Raw genomic sequence first — 26,887 nt, 5'->3', positions numbered from 1 at the left:
CGCGCTATATGTCGCTGGCCCTGTCGCTGGGACGACGGGGGCAGGGGCAATGCTGGCCGAACCCGGCTGTCGGCTGTGTGATCGTGCGCAAAGGCCGCATTGTCGGCCGGGGCTGGACCCAGCCGGGGGGCCGCCCTCATGCGGAGACCGAGGCATTGCGCCAGGCCGGTGCACTGGCGCGCGGCGCTACCGCCTATGTCTCGCTGGAACCCTGTTCTCATACCGGTAAGACACCTCCCTGTGCTCAGGCCCTGATCGACGCTGGCGTGGCGCGGGTGGTGGCAGCCATGGAAGATAGTGATCCACGGGTTTCAGGCCACGGGTTTGCGATGCTGCGCGATGCCGGTATCGAGGTCACCACCGGGGTGTGCTCGGACGCGGCGGCACGGGATCATGCCGGGTTTTTTCTGAAGACGGAACAAGGGCGCCCCTTTGTGACGCTGAAGCTTGCGAGCAGCTTTGATGGCCGTATTGCCACCGCTGCGGGCGAGAGCAAATGGATCACCGGACCCGAGGCCCGCCGTGCCGTCCACGCGATGCGGGCACGCCATGATGCGGTGATGGTGGGTGGTGGGACTGCCCGTGCGGATGACCCGTCACTGACCGTGCGGGATCTTGGGGTGAGCCGTCAGCCCGTGCGGGTGGTGATTTCGCGACATCTCGACCTGCCGCTGATGGGGCAGCTGGCACGCAGTGCACGCAATATCCCGGTCTGGATCTGCCATGGGACCGGCGCCGATGCTGAGCGCCTGCGCGCCTGGGAAGGGTTGGGCGCGCGGTTGCTGCCCTGCGCCGCAGAGGGTCAGCAGCTGGATGCGGCTGATGTCTTGCAGCAGCTGGGGCAGGCGGGTCTGACACGCGTCTTCTGCGAAGGCGGCAGCGCGCTTGCGGCCTCGCTTCTGGCGCAGGATCTGGTGGATGAGCTGATTGGCTTCACTGCCGGGCTGGCCATCGGGGGTGATGGTCTGTCCTCAATTGGCAGCATGGGCCTAAAGGGTTTGGCCGATGCGCCGCGCTTTGATCTGATCGACATGCGTCCCGTTGGGGCAGATATCCAGCACCGTTGGGCCCGTTCACTGGGCTAGGTCGCCTAATGGCAGCAGCCTAGCGCCAGAGATGCGCATAGGTGGAGAATAGCCCCTGAAGCTTTGCCAGGGTCCGGGTGGCGGTGCCCGGGGCAGGAATATCGCCCTTCGCCAGCCGCTCCACCACCAGTTCGACCTGACAGGGCAGGCCGCTGACCGGATCCACATAGCGCGGATAATCAATCAGCGCGGCATGTACCAACCCCATCAGGGAGGGGCGGGCCTGCCGTCGGGCAACGGGCACCGCGCCCAGATCCCGGGTCAGCCCCCAGCCCGCATAGAACGGCGCGCCAACCGTGGTCACCTTGACCCCACGCAGCAGCGCTTCAAAGCCCAGAAGCGAGGTCATCGTCCAGACCTCATGCACCATGTCAAGAAGCGCCATCGGGTCACTGTCGGGCACGACCACATCCGCCAGCCCCTCGGCGGCGATGCTGCCGTCGCGCAGCCCGGCCTCCACATCCGGGTGCGGCTTGTAGATCAGCACGGCGTCCGGGTTGGCCGCACGGGCCGCCCGCAGCAGGTCGGCATTGGTTGCGATTTTCTCACATCCCAGACGGACCGAGGCATCATCTGCCACCTGTCCGACCACGAGAATGCGGTGCCCCTCGGGCAGGTTCGGGACCGTTCCGCCGAGGTTGTATTTCGACAGGCTGTCCTGCACCAGCCGCCGGGTCAGGTTCTCGGCGCGCTGTTGCTGCTGGGCGGTCAGGGTCGCGCGGGCGGCGATCAGGTCTTCCAGGTCGCTGGGCTGATGCGGATCGTAGTAGATACCCTGCCGGTCGACGACCAGTGACAGTGGCGGCACCAGTGCCGCCCCCAGCCCGCGGGACCGCAGAAACCCGTCCTCGACACGATGGGCGCCCGGAGATTGCCCGGTGCCGGTGCGCCCGGCCCAGATCATCCAGTTGCGCCCGCTGGCGCGCGCGACCTTGGGGCTGTCGCTAAACCGCAGACGTCGGTAGCGGCCAAAGAACTGTTGCAGCGTCCGTCGTTTCCACAGCCGCATTCCTGAGGCGATCCAGCCTGCGCGATCCTGCTGCCAAGCGCGGGCTTCGGCCTCCAGCGCGTCGATCACCTCCTCCAGCTCGCAGAGCCGGTCGTGATAGGGGCTGTACCAGGTCGGATAGAGGATCATCGCCGCCGCAAACAGCTGCGCGCGGGTCAGGCGGCGCTGGCGCCGGGTGATCGGGAATTCGTCCTCGCTGAGGCCCCAGCCTGCGTAGAAGGGCTGGCCAAAAACGCGGGGTTTGTGACCGCAGAGGATGGCCTCGAACCCCATCTGCGAAGACACGGTATAAACGGCGATGGCGCCCTCCAGCAGCGCCCAGGGCGAGACCGGCGCATCAAGGATCTCGACCCGTCTCTGCGCGTCTGCGGCGGTATAGTAACCGGGGCGATGGCCTGCGCGGTCCTCCGGATGGGATTTGATGATGATGCGGGCGCCGGGATGTTCGTCCTGCGCATAGTAGAGCATCTCCTGAAAGCGCGCGTGATCGGTTCCTTCATGAGGGGTGGATGCGCGGACGGAGGCGTCGCCGCGGGCCTGATCAATCACCAGAACATAACCCGGTTCCGGCACCGGCGCGTTTGGCGAATAGGCGTTGTATTTGCTCAGATGGGCCTCCTGTAGCCGGGCAATCGCGCGCCGGGCGCGGCGCATCAGCGCGCTGTCATCCAGCGGGTGCGTGGCCAGCAGCTGCTCCAGATCCGAGGGGGTGGCGGGATCGAAATGCAACCCTGACCGGTCGAGCAGCAAGCCCAGCGGCGGCTCTCCCTCACGGCCGGGATGGATCGAGCGCAGAAACGCGTCTTCGACCCGCAGCAGGCCACAGCCCTGTGCCGCCGCCACGGCCAGACCACGATGAGCGGTATCGGCATTGCCCCAGACCGCGACAAGATCCTCTGCCGTCGGCTTGCCCAGCCGCAGGTCATAGCCCGCCAGTGACAGGATGCGCCGCAGCCGCCGCTGGCGCAGGAAACCGGCGTTGAAATAGTAAAGCCGGGAGCGAATGCCCCCGGCCCTTGTCGTCGGGTCTGTTCCCGTCATGTCATCAGCCGCCGCTGGCCAAACTTTCGACGCTGGCGATCGGCGCCAGCGGGCTGGCCAGAAGCGAGATGGTCTTGGTCCACTGGGCGTAGGGAGCCTCGGTCACATAGAGCGTGTCGGCATCGCGGATCACGAAGTCGCGCGCCACGAACAACCCGTTGGGCTTGGTCAGGTTCAGCACGTAGACCAGCCGCTGCGCCCCGATCAGATCGTTGCGCCCGAGCACCTGATTGGCAATTTCCGCAGGCTCATTACGCAAGACGAAGACGCCTGTCGGATCTGATGCGGTGGAGACCAGACCGCCGACCTGGGCGATGGCCTCAAGTGCGGACAGGTTCTGGCTTTCAAACGGGACACGCGCCTGCGCGCTGGTTGCGCCCAAAGCAGTAAAGGAGCGACTGTCCTCTTCCACCAGGATCTTGTCGCCGCCGCGCAGGGCGATGTCCAGCTCGGGGTGTTTGAACAGATCCTGGAACCAGATGGTACCGCGCTCCGCACCACGAATAACGGTGATCTGGGCGTTCTCCGGCTCAATCGCGACGCCGCCAGCGCGGGCCAGCATGGTGGCAAGCGTCCGTGTCGGACGTTCGATCGCGTAAACCCCCTGTCCTCCGACAGCCCCGGTCAGGCTGACAGTGGCGCCATCGCCTGCGAGGCGGCGGACCTGAACCTGCGGGTCGGGGGTCTGATCTTCGAGTTTCTTGGTGATGGTGCGGCGCAGCTGATCCGGCGTATTGCCTGAGGCGCGCAGCCGACCGGCATAGGGCACGAAGATAAAGCCGGCGCTGTCGACCTGCACCTCTTCCAGCACCGTGGCATTGGTGGCCTCTGCCGCCAAGAGCCCGTCATCGACGTTTTCCCAGACGGTGAGGCCCAGAACGTCACCGGGGCGGATCACGTCGGAGGTCAGCTGACCGGCGCTGCGGAAGCTTTCGGAAAAGCCAAGCGCCGGGACAACGGCGGTGGCGCGGGTCACGCGATCATTGACCGATACAATGAAGGCATCGCCTTCTTTTTGCACGGAACCGGCATAAATCTGACGCTTATTCGGGCCGACCTGGGGCAGGCCACAGGATGCTGCCAGCGTGACTGCGGCCAGAATCGCAACCGGGCGCGCCCATTGCAAGGGAACGGTTTTCACTGCTCGGTCTCCTCGACCTATTATTGTTCTGCCTCAAGTTTTAAGGCCAAGCTAGCGCAGTGTTTTGGAAAAATCCAGCCTTGGAGGTCTGGCTCGTCAGTTCACCACACGCAACTGTTGCCGCGGTGCCGCTGTCCCCTGGATCAGCGCCTGATAGGGGTCCTCCGGCGCCAGCATCATATCCACCACCTGCCGCAGCAGCTGGCGGCGGCCCTTGCGGGAATAGAAGCCACCGGGGAGCTGCGAGGTTTCCAGAAGATAGCGGCGATAATCCTTGTAGGCGCGATTGTCCGGTCGTGCGGGCGCGGCAAAGAACTCCGGCAGGGGTTGGGTGGAGACAAATTCGGGCTTGTCGTAGACCGCCTTGCCAAACACCTTCAGCGGGATGCCGCGCCAGAGTACCTGCTGGCCGGCCGTTGAATTCACTGTGACCGCTGTGCGGGCCTCGTTCAGGAGGGCGGCGAGCTTGCCGCCACGCACGTAGTGGACGCGGTGTTCCAGCCCATAGTGTTTTGCCAGCTGGCGCACCGCGCGCCGGATCGGAACACGGCCATCTTCCAGCGGATGCGCCTTGACCACCAGATGGTGATGGCGCGGCGCGCCCTCGGCAAAGCCCTGGAACACCTCGGTCAGGAAATCTGTGAGGCTGGCAAAGGGGGAATGCTCCTGAAAGGCGCTGTCATGTTCCAGTTGCAGCAGGGCCAGATGATAGGGAAAGCCGCCGTTGCGGATGCGCCGGGTCGCCAATCTGCGTTCCAGCGCCTGAATTGGCATCAGCAGCAGGCGGCGCAGATAGAGCTGAAATTCGCGGGTGACCGGCAGCGCCCGATGCGGGCGGAACTGGCGGTACCCCTGATTGAGCAGCATGACACAGCCGTGGTAAAGCGCGCCGTAGAAGACATGTTGCCGGGTATCGCCCCAATGTGAAGGGGGCAGCGGCGCCTCCATATCGGAGAGCGCAAGCGCTGAGGTCATTTGCTCCACGGGCATGTCCATCAGCCGCGAGTTGCCGTTGGAGCCGTCCCGCTCATAGGTGACCCAATAGGGGCGCAGATAGCCTTCCTCGAAGACATGTACCCGGATGCCGCGGCCCCGCGCGATGCTCACCGCCTTGGCGTGGATCGGGCGGGTATCGCCGTAGAGCACCAGATCGGTGATCTTCTTGTCGTCCAGCATCGTGTCCAGATGGGCGGGCCAATCCTGTGGGGCGCCGCGATAGGGCAGGTAGCTGGCCCGGTCGCGCCAGAACGCCTGATCGCCGGCGTTGAACCCCACCCGCCACACGTCTGAGCCCGCAGCCTGCAACATCTCTGCCAGGCTGGCAAAGAACGGGCCATGAGGCCCTTGCAGAAACAAAAAGCAGCGTTGTGGATGGTCGGTCTTGTGCATAATGGGCCGAATATATCCCGATTGTACAAACAATGGCTTAACCCCTAATCGGATTTAACCATCTTTCCGCGCAAGGGTAGGCTGGCGCGGCTGGGCGAGGCAAGCCCAGTGGCGGCCTGTTCTGCGCCACAGGGGGCCGGGCGCGCCTATCCGGCAACAGCGGGGCTTGCCGCGCGGCGGTCCAATGGCTACCAGAGAGGCGCCGGCCGACCAAGACGGCCATAACCGCATATGCAACCTGCAGGAGCCCGCCCATGTTCACAGGCATCGTCACCGATATCGGCATCATCACCGAGCTGGAGCAGCAGGGAGACCTGCGGGCGCGGATCAAGACCGGCTATGACACTGCAACCATCGACATCGGGGCCTCGATCGCCTCTGACGGTGTCTGCCTGACGGTGATCGCACTGGGGGAGGATTGGTATGATGTGCAGATCTCTGCCGAGACCGTGTCCAAGACCAATATCGGCGGCAACGGCTGGACTCTGGGCAAGCGCGTCAATCTGGAACGCGCGCTGAAGGTCGGTGATGAGCTGGGCGGCCATATCGTGTCGGGGCATGTCGATGGCGTGGCCGAGGTGGTGGATCTCCGCGATGAAGGGGACAGCACCCGCGTGACTCTGCGCGCGCCACAGGAGCTGGCGCGCTTTATCGCGCCAAAGGGATCGGTGGCGCTGAATGGCACCTCGCTGACTGTGAACGATGTCGACGGATGTGATTTCGGCATCAACTTCATCCCGCACACCAAGGAAGTGACGACCTGGGGAGATGTCGCGATTGGCGATGCGGTGAATCTTGAGATCGACACGCTGGCCCGTTACGTGGCCCGGCTGAACGAGCAGGGCTGAGCCTCTTTCACGCGCGCCCCCGTGCAATCTGGGGCTGTCTGCCTGGGGCGTCGCAAAAGGCTCCCGCCCCCGTTCCCCGGCATCGCGGATGCCGTCTCAGGCGTTGGGCGTGGCGCGCCGCAGGGGCGGCGCGCGTCAGCGATCTCCCGCGACGAGGGGAGCTGATCTTGCGGCGTAGTTTGACCTTTGTCGTGGCTGCGTCGTGCCTGTGCAAGGGGCCATCTGCCGCCGCAACCGCTGCCCCTGAAACAGCCTCTGACAGGGGAACGCGCCACCGCGACGCCGCGTCCGGAACATGGGCTGCCGCAAGCGGGGCTGGTATTTACGCTGCGGCTGGTCTATCCCGCTGGGGTATCCACGGCCTTGCTCGGGGTTGTGGAGGTCGCACTGACCATTGTCCACGACTGCCCACCGAAAGGTTGCCTGAATGAGCTTTGAAACACCGGGGCCGATTGAAGCCCAGTTGCGTGACGCAATCAGCCCTATTGAAGAGATCATCGAAGAGGCCCGTCAGGGGCGGATGTTCATCCTGGTCGATCACGAGGACCGCGAAAACGAGGGCGATCTGGTGATTGCCGCCGAATTTGCGGATGCTGCGGCGATCAACTTTATGGCGACTCACGGACGCGGTCTGATCTGTCTTCCGATGACGGCGGAGCGGGTCGATGCGCTGGGGCTGCCGATGATGGCGGTGAACAATTCTTCGCGCCATGAAACAGCTTTCACCGTGTCGATCGAAGCCCGCGAAGGTGTCTCGACCGGGATTTCCGCTGCCGACCGTGCACTGACCGTGGCGGCGGCCATTGACGAGAGCAACACGATGGCCGCGCTGGCGACACCGGGGCATGTGTTTCCGCTGCGGGCCAAACGCGGCGGTGTGCTGGTGCGCGCAGGCCATACCGAGGCGGCGGTTGATATCTCTCGTCTGGCTGGTCTGAACCCCTCGGGCGTGATCTGCGAGATCATGAATGAGGATGGCACCATGTCGCGGCTGCCGGAGCTGGTCGATTTTGCCCGGACGCACGGGCTTAAAATCGGCACCATCAGTGATCTGATTGCCTACCGCGCGCGCAACGACAATCTGGTGGTGGAGACCTCGCGCAAGACCGTCACGTCTGAAATCGGTGGCGATTGGGAACTGCGCCTGTTTACCGACCAGACCCACGGCATTGAACATGTGGTGATGACCAAGGGCGATATCACCACCCCTGAACCGGTCCTGACCCGCACCCATGCGCTGCATGAGGCAACGGATCTTCTGGGACTTGGTCCCAAACCGGGCCGGCAGCTGCCGCGCGCGATGGAACTGATCGCGGCCGAGGGGCGCGGCGTCGTCTGCCTGTTCCGCGAGCCGCGCAATTCGCTCTATGCGCAGGACGACGAAGGCCCGCGCACCATCAAGCAGACCGGGCTGGGCGCGCAGATCCTGTCCAAAATGGGTCTGCATGAGCTTGTATTGCTGACGGATTCGCCCTCGACCACCTATGTTGGACTAGACGCCTACGGCCTGAGCATCGTTGGCACCAAACCTCTTCTGAAGGACGCTTGATATGGCTGCACATGAAACTCACTATACGCTGGACCGTCCGACATTCGACAAACCGGTCAAGCTGCTGATCGTGGTCGCGCCTTATTACAAGGATATCGCCGACAATCTGGTGGCCGGCGCCCAGGCCGAGATCGAAGCCGTCGGCGGCACCTGCGAACTGATCGAAGTGCCGGGTGCGCTGGAGGTGCCGACCGCGATCGCGATTGCCGACCGCAGCTCTAACTTCGACGGCTACGTGGCTCTGGGCTGCGTGATCCGTGGCGAAACAACCCATTATGAAACCGTCTGCAACGACAGCAGCCGCGCGATTCAGTTGATGGGGCTACAGGGGCTGTGCATCGGCAATGGCATCCTGACGGTGGAAAACCGCAAGCAGGCGGAGGTCCGCGCCGATGTGAACGATCAGAACAAAGGTGGCGGTGCTGCGGCTGCGGCCTTGCATCTGATCGCGCTGACGCGTAAATGGGGCGCCCAAACCAAGGGAGTCGGCTTCAAAGCCCCTTCCGAGGCCATCAGACTGGCCGACTCAGACAATGGACCCACCACCGTATGACCACTTCGGAAAGCCAGGGCGCCGCTCGCAAGGGCAGCGACAAGCATAAAATGAAATCAGCGTCCCGGCTCTATGCCGTGCAGGCGCTGTTTCAGATGGAACATAGCAACCTGTCTTTCGACAAGGTCATCGTCGAATTTGAGGACCACCGTTTTGGGGCGGTCTACGAAGGCGATGAGATGGCAGAGGGCGATCCGAAAAGCTTTCGCAAGCTGATCGAGGGCGCAGTCAATAATCAGGCCAAGATCGACCAGATGACGGACCGCGCACTGGTGGCCAAATGGCCGATTGCACGGATCGACCCGACGCTGCGCGCCCTGTTCCGGGCCGCGGGTTCTGAGATGCTGGCAGGCAAGACACCGCCCAAGGTGGTGATCAATGAGTTCGTGGACATCGCGCGGGCCTTCTTTCCAGAGGGCAAGGAGCCGAAATTCGTGAATGCCGTTCTGGACCATATGGCGCGTGAGGCATGCCCCGAAGCCTTCTAACCAGGGCAATCTGACTGGGGCCTTCTGACCGGGGCTTGCGACAGGCGCCAGCTGCTGTGGCGCAACGAGGATCGAGAAGCGTGCCCGATGGGCGCGCTTTTTTCGTCTGCCGCCGGGCTGCCGGCACACTGCCGTAAAATGCTGGTCGACATGCGTCACATCCCGCCGATCCGGCAATTGCCGCTGGACCATGTCGCAAAGAGTGCTACCGTTTTGGCCGAAGCAGGAGGGTATGTCATGCCAAAGCTGGTGAGTCTTTATATTCGCAACGTGGTGATCGGCTTTGCCATTGCCGCAGCTTTTGTCGGGCTGCTGTTGTGGTTCAACGTGATGAACCTCTGGCATCTGGTCAGCACATCGGACAGTGGCGTTCTGGCGGTTGCGATCCTGTGGTTCATGAACGGTATCGTTTTTGCCGGGGTGCAGTTCGGCTATGCGGTGATGTCGCTGGCGCAGAAAGAAGACACCCCGCGCGGCGGGATGCGGATCACCCCCGATATGCACTCTGAGATGGTCCCGGTGCGCGTTCCGGCCAAGAAAGCCTCTCGGCAGCTGCCGCGCCGCTGATCCGCAGATCTGGACACAAAACGTCCAGACCAGCAAGCCGTCAGTCAGCCGTGCCCCTCAGGCGCGGCTTTTCTTTTGTCAGCCAGAACAGTGGTGGAATGCGGCGGGACCACCAGGCAACCGTGCGGTTATGATTCCCGAGGACCTGTATGTACAGGTGGGCGCCAGGTAAAAGGACCAGGGTCCAAACAGAGCCAGCTCCCTCGGAATTGCTTAAGGCCACTGGAATGCTACCTGTCACGAGAAGGGCAGAACCCGCCTCCGTTCTAACTAGGCGTCGGGGCAGGCAGAGACAAGGGGCGTCCGCCGTCTTTTCGACATGGCCCTCTCACCGTGGCGGATGTGGCATGGCCGCAGGCTGTCTTGATACAATATCTGACCAGTGCGTTTGCAAGGTGCCTGCGCCATGGTCTTGCCATTTGTTCATGAATTGTTCACATTGACCCCATGATGCAAGATCTTGCCCCCGGTCAGCGCCTCGCGCGTGGTGTGGCCCGCCATATGGCGGCGCTTGGTTTTGTCACGGTCGAAGAATTCGTTCCCGCCCGTGGTCTGCGGGTCGATGTCATGGCGCTTGGCCCCAAGGGTGAGCTATGGGTGGTCGAATGCAAATCCAGCCGCGCCGACTATCAATCCGACAGCAAATGGCGGGGCTATCTTGAATGGTGCGATCGCTATTTCTGGGCGGTGGATCTGGCGTTTCCGAATGAGCTGTTGCCTGACGACAGCGGTTTGATCATCGCCGATGACTATGACGCCGAGATCATCCGCATGGCGCCGGAACAGAAACTGCCCGCCGCCCGTCGCAAGAAGCTGATCCAGAAATTCGCAATGGACGCCGCCAGCCGCCTGCACCGGCTGCGCGACCCGCGACCGGGGATGGATGGGATATGGGACAGCGCGGCGCGCGGCGCCTGATTGCTGGCGGCGCGTCGGTTGGCAGGGCGGGCGCGTCAGCCCGCCGCCGGGTGTTCGTGAGGCTCAGGTATCGAGGCTGCGCGCTGCCTGGGCTGCGGCCATGATTTCTTCGGCGATTTCATTGGCCTCATCCGGATCAAAATCCATCGGGATTTCGATCCCGTCGGCTTCGATGAAGATGCGGACCATGCCTGCGTCGGTGGGGCCGATCTGCATATTGGCTTCGATGTCGCGCTCGGTGTTGATGCTCATGCGGCACTCCTGTCATGGGGCTTGCGGTGACGGGTTCTGCTAGCCTGCTGCCACTGTAATGGCAAGCACTCGCGGCTTCCAGATGGACCTCGCGGGCGGGGCAGAAGATCGCAAGCGTGACGGCAAATCTCTTCACATTCGGGGTAAAAAACTTGCCGCTTGCCTCTTGCGCTCTCATCGCCCCTGTATTAAATCGCCCTCAGTGCCGCCTTAGCTCAGTTGGTTAGAGCGCCTGATTGTGGATCAGGAGGTCCCCCGTTCGAGCCGGGGAGGTGGTACCACCCTTCAGCTGATATTGATATGACCACATCGGACCGCCAGAGGCACGATTGCCTGTTTTCATGTCGGTAATTCAGCAGCTTACCCTGTGTCAGCTTACATGAACGAGCCGGTGAAGATCAGTCGCTGACCGGTTGGATCGCCACGCGTTGCTCGATTGCGCCGCTCAGATTGTTCAAGATCAGGATCTCATCCCCATCGGTGACCACAGCAATCCAGCCGTCGCCAAAGGTCACGGCGCGCGCGCTGACCCCCGCTGGCAGCGTCACCGTTTCGGGCAGCTTTGGACCTGACGCAGACAAACGGATGACAAGCAGGGTCAGAACCACTAAGAACCCGCAAATCATGATCACCGTCAATGTGGTCACCATCCGCCGCAGGAACACCAGCTGGGGCGGTTCACTTTGAATATCTGTCTCAGAAGGATGTGTCATGGCCCGCCGCCGGATCGAGTTTGTCATCGCGGAAAACCCGCCTAAACGGCTTGATAAAGCGGTTTCGCGTGATGTGCCAGAGGAAGCCACCCTGTCGCGCACCCGTCTGGCGCGGCTGATCGAGGCAGGGCAGCTGCAGGTCAATGGCACGGTCGTGACCGACCCCAAGGCCAAGATCGAGGAAGGTGCGCTGATCGAGATCACCGTGGAAGAGGCCGAGGACAGCCACATCGGCCCCGAGGATATCCCGCTTGAGGTGATCTATGAGGATGACGATCTGATCGTTGTCAACAAACCCGCAGGCATGGTTGTCCATCCCGCCCCCGGAACACCATCGGGCACGCTGGTCAACGCATTGCTGCACCATTGCGGCGATAACCTCTCCGGCGTTGGTGGCGTCAAACGCCCCGGCATCGTGCACCGCATCGACAAGGAGACCAGCGGGCTGCTGGTGGTCGCGAAATCCGATGTCGCCCATCAGGGTTTGGCCGCTCAATTCGAGAAACATACGGTCGAACGCTATTACCGCGCTATCTGTTATGGTGTGCCGGATGCCAATGATCCGCGCCTGCGCGGGGTAAAGGGGACGAGCTTTGAACCTGGCAATATCCTCAAACTGACCACACAACTCGCGCGCCATAGAACCGACCGGCAGCGGCAGGCGGTGCTGTTCCAGGGCGGCCGCCATGCTGTCACCCGCGCCCGTATCGTCGACAGCTACGGCACGCCGCCGGTGGTGGCGCTGATCGAATGCTGGCTGGAAACCGGCCGCACCCATCAGATCCGGGTGCATATGGCCCATGCAGGCCATGGGCTGGTCGGCGATCCGGTCTATGGCGGCAAGCGCAAACTTGCCGCAAAATCGCTGCCCGAGGCCACTGCGGCGGCCATCCAGTCATTCCCGCGTCAGGCACTGCATGCTGCGGTTCTGGGCTTTGTCCATCCTGTCACCGGTGACGACATGCGATTTGAAGCGCCGGTACCAGAAGATATGACAGATCTGCTGCAAATGTTGGCAACGCCCGCGGAATAGTCACGCCTGCGACCAGCGAGCTCCTGATTTATTGCAGAAAAACCGAGGTCCCGCCGCGCGTTGCGGCGGGTCGATGGTCTGCAACTTGCTGTGAACTTCGTCACAGACCGCTTTTCTTATGATTCCTATAAGAGATAAACTTGGCAACTCTTGAACGGGGCTGTGCGTTAACCCATATGACGAGATGTTAAGTCCTTATACATTGGGAGGGACACAAAGAATGGCAAATTATGCAAATCTGCCCGCACCGACACCCGAAGGCGGGCTGAACCGGTACCTTCAGGAAATCCGCAAGTTCCCGCTGTTGGAACCGGAAGAGGAATATATGCTGGCCAAGCGCTGGGTCGAAGAGCAGGACAGTGCCTCGGCCCATAAGATGGTGACATCGCACCTGCGTCTGGCGGCGAAAATTGCCATGGGCTATCGCGGCTATGGTCTGCCGCAGGCCGAGGTGATCTCCGAAGCCAATGTCGGTTTGATGCAGGCGGTCAAACGCTTTGATCCCGAAAAGGGCTTTCGCCTGGCGACCTATGCCATGTGGTGGATCCGCGCCTCGATCCAGGAATATATCCTGCGGTCCTGGTCGCTGGTGAAACTCGGCACCACCTCGGCGCAGAAGAAGCTGTTCTTCAATCTGCGCAAGGCCAAGGCCCGTATCGGCGCGCTGGAGGAGGGTGACCTGCACCCCGACACCGTCAAGAAGATCGCCACCGACCTCGGCGTGACCGAGACGGAGGTGATTTCGATGAACCGGCGGATGTCCGGCGGCGATGCCTCTCTCAATGCCACCGTCGGCAGCGAGGGCGAAGGCACGATGCAGTGGCAGGACTGGTTGGAGGATGAGGATGCCGATCAGGCCGGCGACTACGAGGCGCGCGATGAGCTTGAGGCCCGCCGCGAGCTTCTCGCCAATGCGCTGGATGTGCTCAACGATCGCGAGAAGGATATTCTGACGCAGCGCCGACTGGCCGATCAGGCGAAAACGCTGGAGGACCTCAGCACGCAATATGGCGTCAGCCGCGAGCGTATCCGCCAGATCGAGGTGCGCGCCTTCGAGAAACTTCAAAAGAAGATGCGCGAGCTGGCGTCCGAGAAGGGCATGTTGCCGGTGAGCTGACCCGTCCGGAGCGGTCCGCGAATCGCAGATTAAACGGCCCCCTTTGCGGGGCCGTTTTTCCTGTGCCGCGAGGGGCGCCACAGCGCCGCCGCGACCAGCTGTGGCCCGAGGCGGGCGAAGGTTTCCAAACTCTTAAGATAAGAGATTGAAATTCTATGCAATAATGGCGTGAAGCCTGCGATTTTGGGTCTTTGCCTAACGCTTTGTTAGGGGCGCCGGTCCTAGTGTTCGGGGATGTAATTCCTCAAAGGACCAAGTAACCGATGCCGTCCATATTCTTTCGTCTTCCCATCCGTATCTACGCTGTGGTGGCGATGGCACTCGCGCTCTCTGTGCTGCTGACCGTCCTGCTGCTGTCACGCGCAGTCGACAACGCCTATGCCATGCGCGACCGTGAGCTCAGCAATATCATCGATACCTCAATCAGCCTGCTTGCCGATCTTGAGGCGCGGGTACAGTCTGGTGAGCTGACAGCCGAGGAGGCGCGCGCTCAGGGCCGTGAAGTGATCGAGAAAATTCGCTTCGAAACTTCCGGCTACCTCTTTGCATTCGACAAGGAACTAATCGTGCGTGCGCACCCCATGGTGCCAGACTGGGTCGGCACTGACCGGTCCGGCTTCGAAGACGTGAAGGGTATCAAGGTGTTCCAGGAGCTGGGCAAGGTTGCCGCAGCTGATGGTGCCGGCTCGGTCCGCTATTGGTTCCAGAAACCGGGTCAGACCACTCCAGAGCAGAAAATCGGCTATGTGAAGGCCTTTGAACCCTGGGGCTGGGTCATTGGCACCGGCTCCTATGTCTCTGACATTCGGGCGGATCTTGCCCAGATGCGGACCGAAGCGATGGCCACCCTCGCGATCAGCCTGATTCTTCTGGTGATTGCCTCGACGGTCCTGCTGCGCAGTGTTACTGGCCCGATCAACGGTCTGAAGGCGCGGATGGCCACGATGGCCGACGGCGAGACGGCGACGGATGTACCCTATACTCGGGCGCGCAGCGAAATCGGCGAAATGGCCCGAACGCTGGAGGCATTCCGCGGGAAGCTGCAGGAGCAAGACGTGCTGAAAGGCCAGCAGCAGACCCGCGACGCCGAGCGGTCCGATGTTGTGTCGATCATCTCCAGCCGTCTCGCGGCACTGTCGCAGGGCGATCTGACCGTGCGTATCAACGAGACCCTGCCGGAGGATTACGCCCAGCTGCAGCGTGACTTCAACCGCACCGCGGAAACGCTGAGCGCCACTGTGACCCAGGTGATCGATACCGCCGAAAGCATCCGCAACGGCGCCAATGAGATCAGCCAGGCCTCCGACGACCTGTCCAACCGCACCGAAAGCCAGGCCGCCACGCTGGAAGAAACCGCCGCCGCCCTGGACGAGATGACGGCCAGCGTGAAATCCGCCGCCGAAGGCGCCCGCAGTGTCGAAAGCATCATGCAGGAAGCCAAACAAGAGGCCGAAACCAGTGGCACCGTGGTGCAGAGCGCCGTCTCCGCAATGACCGAGATCGAGCAGTCCTCGACCCATATTTCGCAGATCATCGGGGTGATTGACGACATCGCCTTCCAGACCAACCTCCTGGCGCTGAACGCCGGTGTCGAGGCCGCGCGGGCCGGCGAGGCGGGCAAGGGCTTTGCCGTGGTCGCCAGCGAGGTGCGCGCCCTGGCGCAGCGGTCCTCGGATGCGGCGATGGAGATCAAGACGCTGATCGGCGACAGCACCAAACAGGTGGAGCGGGGCGTAGATCTGGTGGGCAAAACCGGCGATGCGCTGCAAAGCATCGTGGAGCGGGTCGGGCATATCTCGAAACTGGTTTCGGGTATCGCAACCGGTGCCAGCGAACAGTCGACCGGTCTGCATGAGATCAACACCGGCGTGACCCAGCTTGACCAGGTCACCCAGCAGAACGCCGCCATGGTCGAAGAGGCCACCGCCGCCGGACACATGCTCAATGCCGATGCCACCAAGCTGGCCCAGCTGGTCGCCCATTTCCGGGTCGCGGCGGGGGGCAGACCGGCCTCGGAACCTGCCCGCAAGACCCCAGCAGCGGCCCCGGCGTCGCGGGTCACCAGAAATGACCCCAAACCGGCGGCGCCCAGTGCCCATGGCGATGACTGGGATCTGGAGGCGGTGAAACCGACCCCGGCACCGGCGGTAGCCAGCACCAGTGGCAACGCGGCCAAGGATATCTGGCAGGATTTCTGACCCGGAAACGGGCCTTGAAAGCCAGAATTTCAACGACCGAGACAGAGACCGCGCCGGACCATCCCGGCGCGGTTTTTCCATGCCAGCGGTTTGGGTGGCGGCCTGCCGCGATGATGCCGCGATTCCCCAGTGCTCCAGTGCCATGATCCATCGGCCCTGGTGTGGCGCCGGATGCCGATCGTCGCGATCAACGGCCAATGTCAGTCTCAAAGCGCTCCAGAAATCTGCGGCTGGAAACCGACATCACGGCAGCGAGCACCGGAAACAGGCGGCGGGGAACCGACCATGCGCCAATCAGGCTGGGATCTCTTTCAGCCATTCATGCACATAGTCGCCAGCCGCCCGGCAGGCTGTCTCGATCTGTTGCGCGGCCATCAGCTGGACTGCGATTGCGGTGGCCAGGGTGCAGCCGGTGCCGCGCTTGGTCTGTTTCAGTCTTGGCCGCGGGAAGGCGACATGGGTGGCGTCGCAGAAAAGATGGTCCACTGCCATCGCGTCGGTCCCATGTCCTCCTTTGATCAGAACCGCTCCGGCGCCCGCCTGGTGAAGCTGGCCCGCCTGCGCTGCCATGCCGAAGTGCTGCGGGTCAACGCGGCTCCCGCCGCCCGGAACTGCGCCGTGCAAGCCTGGGCATAGCTGCGATGCTTCGTGCAAGTTGGGGGTGATCAGATCGGCGCGGGCCATTAACGGTGCCAGATCACCGGCGTGCATCAGCCGACCGCCTGAACTGCTGCGCAGAACCGGATCCAGCACAACCGGACAACTCGGCGGGAGCAACCGCGCCAGAGTTGCGGCAATTGCCTCGGCAGCTGCCGCGCTTCCGACCATGCCGATCTTCACCGCGCTGATCGGGCCGGTCTCAACAGCGGCCTGTATCTGACCCAGAATACCGTCAACCGGCGTCGGGTAGATCTCCTGCAAGGCCTGGTTGGTCTGCACGGTCACGGCTGTCACCACCGGTCGCAGGCTCAGCGATCGGGCCGCGAACTGCGGGATCATGCGGGCCATCGCCGTGGCGGCGGCGATATCACGGGTCAGCCCGGCGCCGCCGCTGCTGTCGGTGCCTGCGATGATCAGCAGCGCGCTCATTGCCGCCGCCCCGCTGCCAAGAGCGCCAGATCTCCGTCAAAGTCAGGCGCAAGCTCCGCCGCCTTGCGCCAGGCCCGCAGGCCACTATGACAGGCAAGCACAACCCGGCGGTCCGTCGGCAGATCAGCCGCCGTCAACCGATCCGGCAGGATGTGGACAGCGGTCGTCGTGGCCGGTTCAGCGGCCTCATCCTCCGGGCGCAATTCTATCACGTAATCGGCTGCGGTCACGCTGTTCATCCCGATAAAGGGCAGCGACCGCGCAGGCTCTGCAGCCGTGGCGAAATCAAACCCGCCCATCTGAAGCCCGGCAAAGTCGAGGCTGAACATCCGCCCCAGCGGGGTTGGCTGATGGCCCAGTAGCAACTTCAGGGCAAGCTGTGCCTGCAGGGCGCCAATCACCCCGACAACCGGCCCCATAATCCCGGCACTGGCGCAGGTGGCGCTCCTGTCGGGCGGGTCGGGGAAGACGGCGCGTAGCGAGGGGCCGCCCCCGCAAAAGACGCCGACATAACCCGATTGCGCCAGTGCCGACGCGCTGATCAGCGGACGCCCCAGCGGCTGACAGCAATCCGAAAGCGTGTAGGACACCGCATAGCTGTCGGCAGCATCTATCACCAGATCGGCGGGGCCGACCGCAGCGGCGACATTGTCCGGTGTCAGGTCGCGTGCATGGGGGTGCAGCCGCAGCTCCGGCGCCATTGCGGTCAGCCGCCTGCGCGCGGCTTCGACCTTGTAGCGGCCAACGTCCGCATATGTATAGAGCGGCTGGCGTGGCAGGTTGGTTGCCTCAACCCGGTCCCCGTCCATCACCGTGATTTCGCCAATACCGGCACCGGTAAGATATTGCAGAACCGGACAGCCAAGCCCGCCGGCCCCGACAACAAGAATATGGGCGCTGGCCAGCCTCTGCTGTCCCTCGGCGCCCACCTCCGGCAAAGCGGTCTGGCGGTCAAAGCGGCTCATCTCGCGCAGGCCCGGATCCATTCCAGGGTCCGCGCCTCCGGGTTGGCGGCCTGCTGGATATCCGTCACCACGGCAGCGCTGTCTGCACCTGCGGCAAAGACCCCGGGCAGGCGTTCGGGCGTCAGCCCGCCAATGGCAACCAGCGGTGTGTCTCCCGCCATGGCTTTCCACCGGCGCACCCGGTCAAGCCCCTGTGGGGCCCATTTCATCTGTTTCAGCAGGGTTTCATAAACCGGACCAAGCGCCACATACCCAGGGCCATGGGCGAGGGCGCGCTCTAGCTCCGCTTCGTCATGGGTCGACAAGCCAAACCGCACGCCCTTGCGGCGCAGGGCCTCGAAATCGGCCGTGTCCATGTCTTCCTGCCCCAGGTGCACAAAGCTGCAGTTCAGATCCAGTGCGGCCTGCCAATAGTCATTGACCACCAGCTGCGTGCCATGCACGGCGCAGAAATCCCGCGCGCGGGCAATCTGGCGGCGGATCTCCGGCTCCGGCAGGTCCTTCAGCCGCAGCTGCACCAGTCGCACGCCATGAGGCACCAGCAGTTCCAATTGGCTGACATGACCAACGATCAGGTAAAAACGCTCCATTGTCGTCTCCGTGAATAAGGGGGGCGCAGCTCAGCTCAGCGCTGCGAGGCCAAGAACAGGGGTGGAGGGCACCGCCATATCGCGCCGCTCCATCGGGTCTGCGTGATATCCGGCGCGCCCGGCCTCAATCGCCAGCGCCATGGCGTGCGCCATTCCGGCAGGATCCCCGGCCTTGGCCACAGCGGTGTTCAGCAGCACGGCATCCATGCCCAGCTCCATCGCCTGCGTCGCATCCGACGGGCGGCCAATGCCCGCATCCACGATCAGCGGCACCTCAGGGAAATAGGCCCGCATCGCGCGCAGGCCATCCGGGTTGCGCAAGCCCTGACCGGATCCGATCGGCGCGCCCCAGGGCATCAGCACCTCACAGCCCGCCTCAAGGAGTTTCTCTCCGACCACCAGATCGTCGGTGGTGTAGGGGAAGACCTGAAACCCATCGTCAGACAGCGTACGCGCGGCCTCGACCAGCCCGAACACATCCGGTTGCAGCGTGTCGCAATGGCCGATCACTTCCAGCTTGATCCAGGGCGTGCCGAACAGCTCGCGCGCCATCTGGGCGGTGGTCACTGCTTCCTGCACGGAGTGGCAGCCTGCGGTATTGGGCAGGATGCGGCAGCCGGTATCGCGCAGGCCGTCCCAGAATCCCGCGCCGGAGCCATCAGCGGTCTCGCGCCGCAGGGACACGGTGATGATCTCGCTGCCACTGGTCCTGATTGCCTCGCTCAGGACCACAGGCGAGGGGTATTGGGCGGTGCCCAGCAGCAGCCGCGAGGTGATCTCTTCTCCATAGATCTGCATCGTTATCCCCCCTGCATCGGGGCGAGCACTTCGATGCGGTCGCCCTCGTTCAGCTCGGTGTCAGCGCGTCGGGTGCGGGCCACAAAGGCGCCATTCAACGCGGTGGCGACCGACGGGCTGAAATAGCCCAGCTCGCGCAGCGCAGCTTCCAGCGTCCGGGCGCTCACCTCATGCGCTTTGGCGTTCACGGTGATGTTCATCTGATGTCTCCGGTCTAAGGCGGTCCGCCACCTGCTGCGCCATCGCGGGCGCCAGCAGAAATCCGTGGCGGTACAGCCCGTTGAGGAATAGCGTCCCGCCGTCCTGATGAAGGCGGGGCAGATTGTCGGCAAAGGCGGGGCGCAGCCCGGCGCCTGTTTCCACAACGCTGGCCTCGGCAAATCCGGGATGCAGCGTGAAGGCAGCATTTAGCAGCTCGCTGAGCGAGCGCAGGGTGATCGCGCGCGCTGATGTGCTTTCAACCATGGTGCCGCCGATCATGAACAGCCCGTCGCCGCGTGGGACGAGGTACAGCGGTATTCTCGGGTGCAGCAGCCGCAGCGTGCGGCTGATCTTCACCTCCGGGCAATGCAGAATGGCCATTTCTCCGCGCACCGGGCGCAGATCTGCTAGCTGTCCTGCGGCGGCGATGCCTCGGCAATCCAGATCAACGCTTCCCGGCGCATCAGCCCCCAGACAGATCTCAACGCCAAGGGCAGAGACCGCAGCCGCCAGATCCCGGATCGCCTGTCGCGGGTCCAGATGTGCCTCCTGCTCAAAGAACAGCCCCTGCGCAAACCGCCCCGCCAGCGCCGGCTCCATCGTCGCGATCTCGGCCTCGTCCACGCCCCGATGCCCGGTGGTGCGGCGGGCAAAGCGGGTCAGCTCGGCCCGGTCGCGGGCAGGCGCCACCATCAGCGTGCCGCGCCTGTGGACGCTCGTGACCTTGGCCCACCAGTCGATGGCGCGGCCACCGAGGGTGATCACCGCCTCCTCGGCGCTTTCGCGTTCGCACCAGGGGGCGAGCATGCCGCCGGCATAGCGCGCGACACTGCCTGCACCGATCGCAGCCGCGCGTTCGTAGATCCGCACGGCGGCCCCGCGCTGCGCCAGCTCATAGGCGCAGGCGAGACCGGCGAGGCCTGCGCCTGCGATGGTGATCATTCCGCCGGTTCCGCAGCCTCAGGTGCAGGCACATATAGCTCGCCGCCCTCGCGGAACTTGGCCGCCATTGCCTCCATGCCTTCCTTCTGCGCTTCGGCGCGGATGTCGTGGCTGATCCGCATGGAGCAGAACTTCGGCCCGCACATGGAGCAGAAATGCGCCACCTTATGGGCCTGTTTCGGCAGAGTCTGGTCGTGGAATTCGCGCGCAGTATCCGGGTCCAGCGACAGGTTGAACTGATCCTCCCAGCGGAACTCAAACCGCGCGCGGGAGAGCGCATCATCGCGGCGCTGGGCCCCCGGCAGACCCTTGGCCAGATCGGCGGCATGGGCTGCGATCTTATAGGTGATCACGCCGGTTTTCACGTCGTCCCGGTCAGGCAGGCCCAGGTGCTCCTTCGGCGTCACGTAGCACAGCATCGCGCAGCCGAACCAGCCGATCATCGCCGCCCCGATGCCGCTGGTGATGTGGTCATAGCCCGGCGCGATGTCGGTGGTCAGCGGCCCAAGCGTATAGAACGGCGCCTCGTGGCAGCACTCCAGCTGCTTGTCCATGTTTTCCTTGATCTTGTGCATGGCGACATGGCCCGGCCCCTCGATCATCACCTGGCAATCCTTGGCCCAGGCGATCTTGGTGAGTTCCCCAAGGGTTTCCAGCTCGGCAAACTGCGCCTCGTCATTGGCGTCGGCGATGGAGCCGGGGCGCAAACCGTCGCCCAAGGAGAAGCTCACGTCATACTGGCGGCAGATGTCGCAGATCTCCTCGAAATGCTCATAGAGGAAGCTTTCCTTGTGGTGATGCAGGCACCACTTCGCCATGATCGAGCCGCCGCGCGAGACGATCCCCGTCACCCGGTTCACGGTCATCGGCACCATGTGCAGCCGCACACCCGCATGAATGGTGAAGTAATCGACGCCCTGTTCCGCCTGCTCGATCAGCGTGTCGCGGAACACTTCCCAGGTCAGGTCCTCGGCGATGCCGTTCACCTTCTCCAGCGCCTGATAGATCGGCACGGTGCCGATCGGCACCGGCGAGTTGCGCACGATCCATTCGCGGGTGTTGTGGATGTTGCGCCCCGTGGACAGGTCCATCACCGTGTCAGCACCCCAGCGGATCGCCCAGACCAGCTTGTCCACCTCTTCCTCCATCGAGGAGGTGACGGCAGAGGTGCCCATATTGGCGTTGATCTTCACCTTGAAATTGCGGCCGATGATCATCGGCTCGAGTTCGGGGTGGTTGATGTTGGCCGGGATGATGGCGCGACCGGCGGCGATTTCGGAGCGAACGAATTCCGGAGTCACGTAGTCGGGGATATTGGCGCCAAAGTCATTGCCGTCGCGTTTGCCGTGGCAGGGCGACAGCTCGCGCAGCTGGTTTTCGCGGATCGCCACGAACTCCATCTCCGGCGTGATGATACCGGCGCGGGCATAGGCCAGCTGGGTCGGCGCGGCGCCGTCCTTGCCGCGCAGCGGGGCAGGCTTCACCGGGAACTCAGGCACCAGCCGGTCGCCCTCGACAAAACCGTTGTCCTCTGGCTTCACATCGCGGCCCTGATAGCTCTCGACGTCGCCGCGCGCGAGGGTCCACTGGCGGCGCAGGGCGGGCAGGCCCTGTCGGATATCGGTCAGCACGTCAGGGTCGGTGTAGGGGCCGGAGCTGTCATAGACCGGCAGCGGCGCCTCGCCCGCAGTGGGGTGGGTGGCGATCTCGCGCATCGGCACGCGGATGTCCTGATGGACCTCGCCTGCAACGTAGATCTTGCGCGATGCGGGCAGGCCACCTGTGGTGATCTTTGGGTTGGGGACGTTCATTATGGTGCTCCTCGAAGCCTAGACTCAGAAAAGACACCAGATGAGGCTTGGCTCGGGAAACAGAGAGCGCGCGGCCCTCTTGTTCGGTCAACGCAGGGTGGTCGGGGTGTATTTGTCCCGGCGCCATGCATGCCTAGCTTCCTACGCCAGTATCAACTGGGTCAGGTTCAAAGGGTCGCGCCGCCGGTTTGGGTTGCCCCGCACCAAAACGCCTCTCAGTCCCCTTGGCGGGACTCCCCTGCGTGCCTTAGGGGTAGGGGAGATGCTGTCATCCCGTCAACCTGTAATTTTATAGATTATTTATATGTATAAATAACAATGCACTAAATCCAAGATGACTCCTCCGGTGGGGCAAATCGCTGCATCGCAGCTTTGCGCTTGATCGCAACCCTACAAGTTATCTATAAAACCGCAACGCCATCCGCGCATGGCCGACAGGTATAGAGAACAGGAGACAGCATGCTGGACGCTGCACCCATCCGCACCGACTGGACCCGCGAGGAAGCGGAAGCGATCTACAACAAACCGTTCATGGATCTGCTGTTTGAGGCGCACAGCGTGCACCGACAGTATTTCGATCCCAATCAGGTGCAGAAATCCAAGCTCCTGAGCATCAAGACCGGCGGCTGCGCCGAGGATTGCGCCTATTGCTCGCAGTCGGCGCGCAACGGCGCGCAGCTCTCGGCCTCCAAGCTGATCGAGGTGCAGCGGGTGATTGCCGAGGCCAGGAAAGCCAAGGAAGGCGGCGCGACGCGCTACTGCATGGGGGCCGCCTGGCGCTCGCCCAAGGACCGCGACATGGCCGCACTTGAGGCGATGGTGCAGGGGGTCAAGGACCTGGGCATGGAAACCTGCATGACGCTGGGCATGCTGGACGAGGAACAGGTGTTCCGCCTGCGCGACGCAGGGCTGGATTATTACAACCACAATATCGACACCTCGGAGCGGTATTACTCCGAGATCATCACCACCCGCACCTTTGCCGACCGGATCGACACCCTGAACCGGGTGCGCGAGGCGGGCATCAAGGTCTGCTCCGGCGGCATCGTCGGCATGGGCGAGCAGCAGCTGGACCGCATCGACATGATGCTGGCGCTGGCGACGCTGGAGGTGCATCCGGATTCGGTGCCGGTCAACATGCTGATCCCGATCGCCGACACGCCGCTGGCCAATGTCGAGAAGCTGGATCCGATCGAATTTGTCCGCTCCGTGGCGCTGGCCCGCATCTTGATGCCGAAGTCGCATGTGCGCCTGTCGGCCGGCCGCACCGATATGTCGGACGAGATGCAGGCGATGTGCTTCTTTGCCGGCGCCAACTCGATCTTTGTGGGCGACACGCTGCTGACCGCCGACAACCCCGAAGAGGACAAGGATCAGCAGCTATTCGACCGTCTGGGCATCACCGCCATGGCTGCGGGTTGCGACGGCAGCCGCTGATGGCGGGCGCCTTCCCAAGGCATGACAGATCGCTGGAAGCGCTGCGCACACGCGGACGCTACCGGCAACTGATGCCGCGGGACGGGCATGACTTTGCCTCCAACGACTACCTTGGGCTGGCAGGCAGCGATGTGCTGCGCGCCGCCGCTTCAGATGCGCTGGCGCGCGGGGTGCCGGTGGGGGCGGGCGGTTCGCGCCTTTTGCGCGGCAATGACGCCGAACACCAGCTGCTGGAGACGGAGGCGGCCGCGTTTTTCGGCACCGAGGCGGCGCTGTTCATGGGCGGCGGCTTCAACGCCAATCAGGCGATCTTCTCCACCCTGCCGCAGCAGGGGGATCTGGTGCTCTATGATGCGCTGATCCATGCCAGCACCCATGACGGGATGCGGCTGGGCCGGGCAGAGACCCGCAGCTTCGCTCATGGCGATGCGGAGGACGCGGCACGGGTGCTGAAGGATTGGCGCTCGACAGGCGGTTCAGGCCAGGTCTGGATCGCGGTAGAGGCGGTTTATTCCATGGACGGCGACCTGGCGCCGCTCGGTGCGCTGATGGCGCTGGCGGATGCAGAGGGCGCAGTGCTGGTGGTGGATGAGGCGCATTCGACCGGCGTGTTCGGCGATCTGGGCCGCGGGCTGGCACATGACATCGCCCACCGCCCCAACGTCCTTTCCTTGCACACCTGCGGGAAGGCGCTGGGCGCTTCCGGCGCTTTGATTTGCGGCCAGCAGGTTTTGATCGAGACTCTGATCAACAAAGCGCGCGGCTTCATCTTCGCAACCGCGCCGTCGCCGCTGAACGCGGCACTGGTGCGGGCCGCCTTGCAGGAGCTGCAACAGAACCCGGGCCGCCGCGAGCGGGCGTGGCAGGGGATTACTCATGCGCATGATGAGGCCAAACGCCAGTGCGGGCTGGAGGGTTTCCAGAGCCAGATCCTGCCGGTGGTGATTGGCGACGATAAGCGCACCATGGCGCTGGCCGCGAGGATGCAGGCCTGCGGCTATGACATCCGCGGCATCCGCCCGCCGACGGTGCCGCGCGGCACCTCGCGGCTGCGGCTGTCGATCACGTTGAATACGGGGGCAGAGGTCATCACCCGGATGTTCGAAGACCTCGCCCGGGAAATGGAGAGTGCAGCATGAGCGCGCTGATTGTCACCGGAACCGATACCGGCATCGGCAAGACCATCTTTTCCGCCGGTCTGGTGCAGGCGCTGGGCGCGACCTATTGGAAGCCGGTGCAATCCGGGCTGGAGGAGGAGACCGACAGCCAGATCGTCGCCCGCCTGTCGGGCCGCCCGGCGCTGCCGGAGGGGTACCTGCTGCAACTGCCCGCCTCGCCGCATCTGTCGGCGAAGGCCGAAGGGGTGGAGATCGACCCGGATACGCTGCCGTTGCCCGAGGTGGACGGCGTGCTGGTGGCCGAGGGCGCGGGCGGGCTGATGGTGCCCTTGAACCGCAAGCTGCTGTACCTCGACCTGTTCGCCCGCTGGCGCGCACCGGTGATCCTCTGCGCCCGGACGCAGCTGGGGACCATCAACCATACGCTCCTGTCACTGAAGGCGCTGCGCGATGCAGGCTGTCCGGTGGTCGGCGTGGCCTTCATAGGCGACGCGGAACCGGCGGTGGAGGAAACCATCTGCCAGTTCGGCCAGGTGGCACATCTGGGGCGGCTGCCCTTCATGGAAGAGCTGAGGGCCACGCCCGAGCCTGGGCGGGTGCGAAGCGCCCTCCCGGGGGGAGGGTCGGGCGCGGCCCGGTCTATCGACCGGACCAGAACGGTGCTCGAAGATACCTTTGCCGAAAGCATCAACGTGGACCTGATCAAGGAGGCCTTGGACCAAGGAGAGATGGCATGAGTGCGGCAGACCTCACCCAGCTGGAATTCGACCAGCAGCACCTCTGGCACCCTTACACCAACGTGGCCAAGCCCGGCCCAACCTTTGTGGTGAAGGAAAGCGAGGGCATGTACATCACCCTGGACGACGGCACCCGGCTGATCGACGCCATGTCGTCTTGGTGGTGCATGATGCACGGGCATAAAAATCCGGCAATCACCAAGGCGATCCACACCCAGCTCGACACCCTGCCGCATGTGATGTTCGGCGGGCTGACCCATGACCCCGCCATCGACCTGGGCCGCAAGCTCTTGGAGATCGCGCCCGAAAGCCTGACGCGCATTTTTTACTGCGACAGCGGCTCGGTCTCGGTCGAGGTCGCGATGAAGATGGCGGTGCAGTACCAGCACGCTATCGGCCAGCCGGACCGCCAGCAGTTCGCCACCATCCGCGCCGGCTATCACGGCGATACCTGGAAGGCGATGAGCGTCTGCGACCCCGACACCGGCATGCACCACCTGTTCCAGGGCGCGCTGAGCGTGCAGCACTTCGTCTCCCGCCCGCCGGTCCGCATCCATGAGGACTGGGTGGACGACCCGGCCCGGAACGGCCTGGGTGAACTGCGCGATGTGCTGGAGGCCAACGCAGAAAGTATTGCCGCCTTCATCCTGGAACCTGTGGTGCAGGGTACTGGCGGTATGTATTTCTACCACCCGGAATATCTCAATCAGGCCCGTATCATCTGCGATGAGCTGGGTATCCTCCTGATCTTCGACGAAATCGCCACCGGCTTTGGCCGCACGGGGGAGCTGTTCGCTACCAATTTTTGCACAGTGGAGCCGGATATCATCTGCCTTGGCAAGGGGCTGACCGGCGGCCATATCTCCTTTGCCTGCACCATGACCAACGACCGTGTGGCGGAAGGCATCGGCGGCGGCAGTCCCGGTCTGTTCATGCACGGGCCGACCTACATGGGCAATCCGCTGGCCTGCGCCGCGGCTAAGGCCTCTCTGGATCTGCTGACCGGACAGGACTGGCGCGGCACCGTGGCGGCCATCGCTGAGCAGTTGCAGGCCGAACTGGCCCCGGCCCGCGATCTACCCAATGTGGCTGATGTGCGGGTCTTGGGCGCCATTGGTGTCATCGAGATGAAGCACCGCGTCTCGGCGGATGAGGCGCACGCGCGGGCGCATGAGATGGGCGTGTTCCTGCGCCCCTTCGGCACCAACATCTACACGATGCCGCCCTTCATCACATCGCCGGAGCAACTGAGCGAAATCACCGCAGGCATGCTGCGGCTGGCGCGGGAACTCTAGGCG

The 26,887-nt window shown here is 63.6% G+C and carries 26 protein-coding genes, 1 tRNA gene and 1 riboswitch; of the genes, 15 read left to right on the top strand and 12 right to left on the bottom strand.

Features of this window, described 5'->3' with window-relative positions:
- Nucleotides 1–8 precede the first annotated feature (8 nt).
- A complete protein-coding gene (gene ribD, locus VWY60_RS10935; protein WP_416540797.1) occupies nucleotides 9–1,085 on the top strand; it encodes a bifunctional diaminohydroxyphosphoribosylaminopyrimidine deaminase/5-amino-6-(5-phosphoribosylamino)uracil reductase RibD in 1,077 nt (358 codons plus the stop codon).
- Between the two features lie 19 nt (nucleotides 1,086–1,104).
- Here ribD and VWY60_RS10930 read toward each other — a convergent pair whose 3' ends face one another.
- The 3 genes from VWY60_RS10930 to VWY60_RS10920 all read right to left on the bottom strand — a co-directional run bounded on the left by VWY60_RS10930 (nucleotide 1,105) and on the right by VWY60_RS10920 (nucleotide 5,665).
- The gene (locus VWY60_RS10930) at nucleotides 1,105–3,135 is read right to left on the bottom strand and encodes a capsular polysaccharide biosynthesis protein (protein WP_416540466.1); all 2,031 of its coding nucleotides are present in this window, start codon (nucleotides 3,133–3,135) and stop codon (nucleotides 1,105–1,107) included.
- 4 nt (nucleotides 3,136–3,139) lie between these two features.
- Nucleotides 3,140–4,276 carry a polysaccharide biosynthesis/export family protein gene (locus tag VWY60_RS10925; RefSeq protein WP_340544981.1) on the bottom strand — a complete coding sequence of 379 codons (1,137 nt, stop codon included), beginning with the start codon at nucleotides 4,274–4,276 and terminating at the stop codon, nucleotides 3,140–3,142.
- A 96-nt stretch (nucleotides 4,277–4,372) separates the two neighbouring features.
- On the bottom strand, nucleotides 4,373–5,665 hold the full coding sequence (locus tag VWY60_RS10920; protein ID WP_416540465.1) for a capsule biosynthesis protein: 1,293 nt from the start codon (nucleotides 5,663–5,665) through the stop codon (nucleotides 4,373–4,375).
- Between the two features lie 254 nt (nucleotides 5,666–5,919).
- Here VWY60_RS10920 and VWY60_RS10915 point away from each other — a divergent pair, with 254 nt between their 5' ends.
- The 6 genes from VWY60_RS10915 to VWY60_RS10890 all read left to right on the top strand — a co-directional run bounded on the left by VWY60_RS10915 (nucleotide 5,920) and on the right by VWY60_RS10890 (nucleotide 10,588).
- Entirely contained in the window at nucleotides 5,920–6,513 is a 594-nt protein-coding gene (locus VWY60_RS10915; RefSeq protein ID WP_340544983.1) for a riboflavin synthase, read from the top strand.
- Between the two features lie 427 nt (nucleotides 6,514–6,940).
- Complete coding sequence (ribB, locus tag VWY60_RS10910) at nucleotides 6,941–8,062, top strand: 3,4-dihydroxy-2-butanone-4-phosphate synthase (RefSeq protein ID WP_416534810.1); 1,122 nt, start codon at nucleotides 6,941–6,943, stop codon at nucleotides 8,060–8,062.
- A 1-nt stretch (nucleotide 8,063) separates the two neighbouring features.
- On the top strand, nucleotides 8,064–8,615 hold the full coding sequence (locus VWY60_RS10905) for a 6,7-dimethyl-8-ribityllumazine synthase (RefSeq protein WP_340544985.1): 552 nt from the start codon (nucleotides 8,064–8,066) through the stop codon (nucleotides 8,613–8,615).
- Nucleotides 8,612–9,103 (top strand): transcription antitermination factor NusB, encoded by a 492-nt coding sequence (nusB, locus tag VWY60_RS10900; RefSeq protein WP_416538353.1) that lies wholly within the window; start codon nucleotides 8,612–8,614, stop codon nucleotides 9,101–9,103. Before VWY60_RS10905 ends, nusB begins: the two co-directional genes overlap by 4 nt.
- Nucleotides 9,104–9,340: 237 nt before the next feature.
- On the top strand, nucleotides 9,341–9,670 hold the full coding sequence (locus VWY60_RS10895) for a hypothetical protein (protein WP_416534812.1): 330 nt from the start codon (nucleotides 9,341–9,343) through the stop codon (nucleotides 9,668–9,670).
- A 447-nt stretch (nucleotides 9,671–10,117) separates the two neighbouring features.
- Nucleotides 10,118–10,588 carry an MmcB family DNA repair protein gene (locus VWY60_RS10890; protein WP_340544988.1) on the top strand — a complete coding sequence of 157 codons (471 nt, stop codon included), beginning with the start codon at nucleotides 10,118–10,120 and terminating at the stop codon, nucleotides 10,586–10,588.
- A gap of 63 nt (nucleotides 10,589–10,651) precedes the next feature.
- Here the strand turns inward: VWY60_RS10890 and VWY60_RS10885 are convergent, their stop codons facing one another.
- Nucleotides 10,652–10,840, bottom strand: a complete 189-nt coding sequence (locus VWY60_RS10885) for a DUF6324 family protein (RefSeq protein ID WP_340544989.1) — start codon at nucleotides 10,838–10,840, stop codon at nucleotides 10,652–10,654.
- A gap of 204 nt (nucleotides 10,841–11,044) precedes the next feature.
- On the opposite strand from VWY60_RS10885, the gene VWY60_RS10880 reads away from it, so the two are divergent.
- A tRNA-His gene (locus VWY60_RS10880) sits at nucleotides 11,045–11,121 on the top strand.
- Nucleotides 11,122–11,238: 117 nt separating this feature from the next.
- Here VWY60_RS10880 and VWY60_RS10875 read toward each other — a convergent pair.
- Nucleotides 11,239–11,553 carry a DUF6476 family protein gene (locus VWY60_RS10875; RefSeq protein WP_416538355.1) on the bottom strand — a complete coding sequence of 105 codons (315 nt, stop codon included), beginning with the start codon at nucleotides 11,551–11,553 and terminating at the stop codon, nucleotides 11,239–11,241.
- Between VWY60_RS10875 and VWY60_RS10870 the strand changes: the two genes are divergently transcribed.
- From VWY60_RS10870 to VWY60_RS10860, 3 genes are all read left to right on the top strand, one after another.
- Entirely contained in the window at nucleotides 11,552–12,586 is a 1,035-nt protein-coding gene (locus VWY60_RS10870; RefSeq protein ID WP_416538356.1) for an RluA family pseudouridine synthase, read from the top strand. The two genes, VWY60_RS10875 and VWY60_RS10870, sit on opposite strands and share 2 nt — an antisense overlap.
- A gap of 220 nt (nucleotides 12,587–12,806) precedes the next feature.
- The gene (gene rpoH, locus VWY60_RS10865) at nucleotides 12,807–13,703 is read left to right on the top strand and encodes an RNA polymerase sigma factor RpoH (RefSeq protein WP_340544992.1); all 897 of its coding nucleotides are present in this window, start codon (nucleotides 12,807–12,809) and stop codon (nucleotides 13,701–13,703) included.
- 263 nt (nucleotides 13,704–13,966) lie between these two features.
- The gene (locus VWY60_RS10860) at nucleotides 13,967–15,901 is read left to right on the top strand and encodes a methyl-accepting chemotaxis protein (protein WP_416540464.1); all 1,935 of its coding nucleotides are present in this window, start codon (nucleotides 13,967–13,969) and stop codon (nucleotides 15,899–15,901) included.
- 294 nt (nucleotides 15,902–16,195) lie between these two features.
- Here the strand turns inward: VWY60_RS10860 and thiD are convergent, their stop codons facing one another.
- The 7 genes from thiD to thiC are packed head-to-tail and all read right to left on the bottom strand — an operon-like array spanning nucleotide 16,196 to nucleotide 22,297.
- Nucleotides 16,196–16,990 carry a bifunctional hydroxymethylpyrimidine kinase/phosphomethylpyrimidine kinase gene (thiD, locus tag VWY60_RS10855; RefSeq protein ID WP_416538090.1) on the bottom strand — a complete coding sequence of 265 codons (795 nt, stop codon included), beginning with the start codon at nucleotides 16,988–16,990 and terminating at the stop codon, nucleotides 16,196–16,198.
- Entirely contained in the window at nucleotides 16,987–17,976 is a 990-nt protein-coding gene (locus VWY60_RS10850; protein WP_416540463.1) for a ThiF family adenylyltransferase, read from the bottom strand. The genes thiD and VWY60_RS10850 overlap by 4 nt, the downstream gene beginning before the upstream one ends.
- Nucleotides 17,952–18,545: a thiamine phosphate synthase gene (locus VWY60_RS10845; protein WP_416540462.1), complete on the bottom strand. Its 594-nt coding sequence runs from the start codon at nucleotides 18,543–18,545 to the stop codon at nucleotides 17,952–17,954. The genes VWY60_RS10850 and VWY60_RS10845 overlap by 25 nt, the downstream gene beginning before the upstream one ends.
- Before the next feature lie 30 nt (nucleotides 18,546–18,575).
- Nucleotides 18,576–19,343 carry a thiazole synthase gene (locus VWY60_RS10840; RefSeq protein WP_416540461.1) on the bottom strand — a complete coding sequence of 256 codons (768 nt, stop codon included), beginning with the start codon at nucleotides 19,341–19,343 and terminating at the stop codon, nucleotides 18,576–18,578.
- A 2-nt stretch (nucleotides 19,344–19,345) separates the two neighbouring features.
- Nucleotides 19,346–19,543, bottom strand: coding sequence for a sulfur carrier protein ThiS (gene thiS, locus VWY60_RS10835; protein ID WP_416540460.1), 198 nt, complete (start codon nucleotides 19,541–19,543; stop codon nucleotides 19,346–19,348).
- Entirely contained in the window at nucleotides 19,512–20,486 is a 975-nt protein-coding gene (locus tag VWY60_RS10830) for an FAD-dependent oxidoreductase (protein ID WP_416540459.1), read from the bottom strand. Before VWY60_RS10830 ends, thiS begins: the two co-directional genes overlap by 32 nt.
- Complete coding sequence (thiC, locus tag VWY60_RS10825; RefSeq protein WP_340545000.1) at nucleotides 20,483–22,297, bottom strand: phosphomethylpyrimidine synthase ThiC; 1,815 nt, start codon at nucleotides 22,295–22,297, stop codon at nucleotides 20,483–20,485. Before thiC ends, VWY60_RS10830 begins: the two co-directional genes overlap by 4 nt.
- Before the next feature lie 121 nt (nucleotides 22,298–22,418).
- Nucleotides 22,419–22,547, bottom strand: a riboswitch (TPP riboswitch).
- Nucleotides 22,548–22,756: 209 nt separating this feature from the next.
- Here thiC and bioB point away from each other — a divergent pair.
- From bioB to bioA, 4 genes are read left to right on the top strand one after another with little or no spacing between them, the layout of a single operon-like run.
- On the top strand, nucleotides 22,757–23,734 hold the full coding sequence (gene bioB, locus VWY60_RS10820; RefSeq protein WP_416535518.1) for a biotin synthase BioB: 978 nt from the start codon (nucleotides 22,757–22,759) through the stop codon (nucleotides 23,732–23,734).
- A complete protein-coding gene (locus VWY60_RS10815; RefSeq protein WP_416540458.1) occupies nucleotides 23,734–24,873 on the top strand; it encodes an 8-amino-7-oxononanoate synthase in 1,140 nt (379 codons plus the stop codon). The genes bioB and VWY60_RS10815 overlap by 1 nt, the downstream gene beginning before the upstream one ends.
- Nucleotides 24,870–25,589 carry a dethiobiotin synthase gene (gene bioD / locus VWY60_RS10810; RefSeq protein ID WP_416540457.1) on the top strand — a complete coding sequence of 240 codons (720 nt, stop codon included), beginning with the start codon at nucleotides 24,870–24,872 and terminating at the stop codon, nucleotides 25,587–25,589. The genes VWY60_RS10815 and bioD overlap by 4 nt, the downstream gene beginning before the upstream one ends.
- Nucleotides 25,586–26,884 (top strand): adenosylmethionine--8-amino-7-oxononanoate transaminase, encoded by a 1,299-nt coding sequence (gene bioA / locus VWY60_RS10805; protein ID WP_416540456.1) that lies wholly within the window; start codon nucleotides 25,586–25,588, stop codon nucleotides 26,882–26,884. The genes bioD and bioA overlap by 4 nt, the downstream gene beginning before the upstream one ends.
- Nucleotides 26,885–26,887: the final 3 nt, after the last annotated feature.

The organism is Phaeobacter sp. JH20_26 (assembly GCF_048056275.1).
GTDB lineage: Bacteria > Pseudomonadota > Alphaproteobacteria > Rhodobacterales > Rhodobacteraceae > Phaeobacter > Phaeobacter bryozoorum.
The sequence above is the reverse complement of the archived record's forward strand: the minus strand, read 5'-3'. Positions and strand labels throughout refer to the sequence as shown.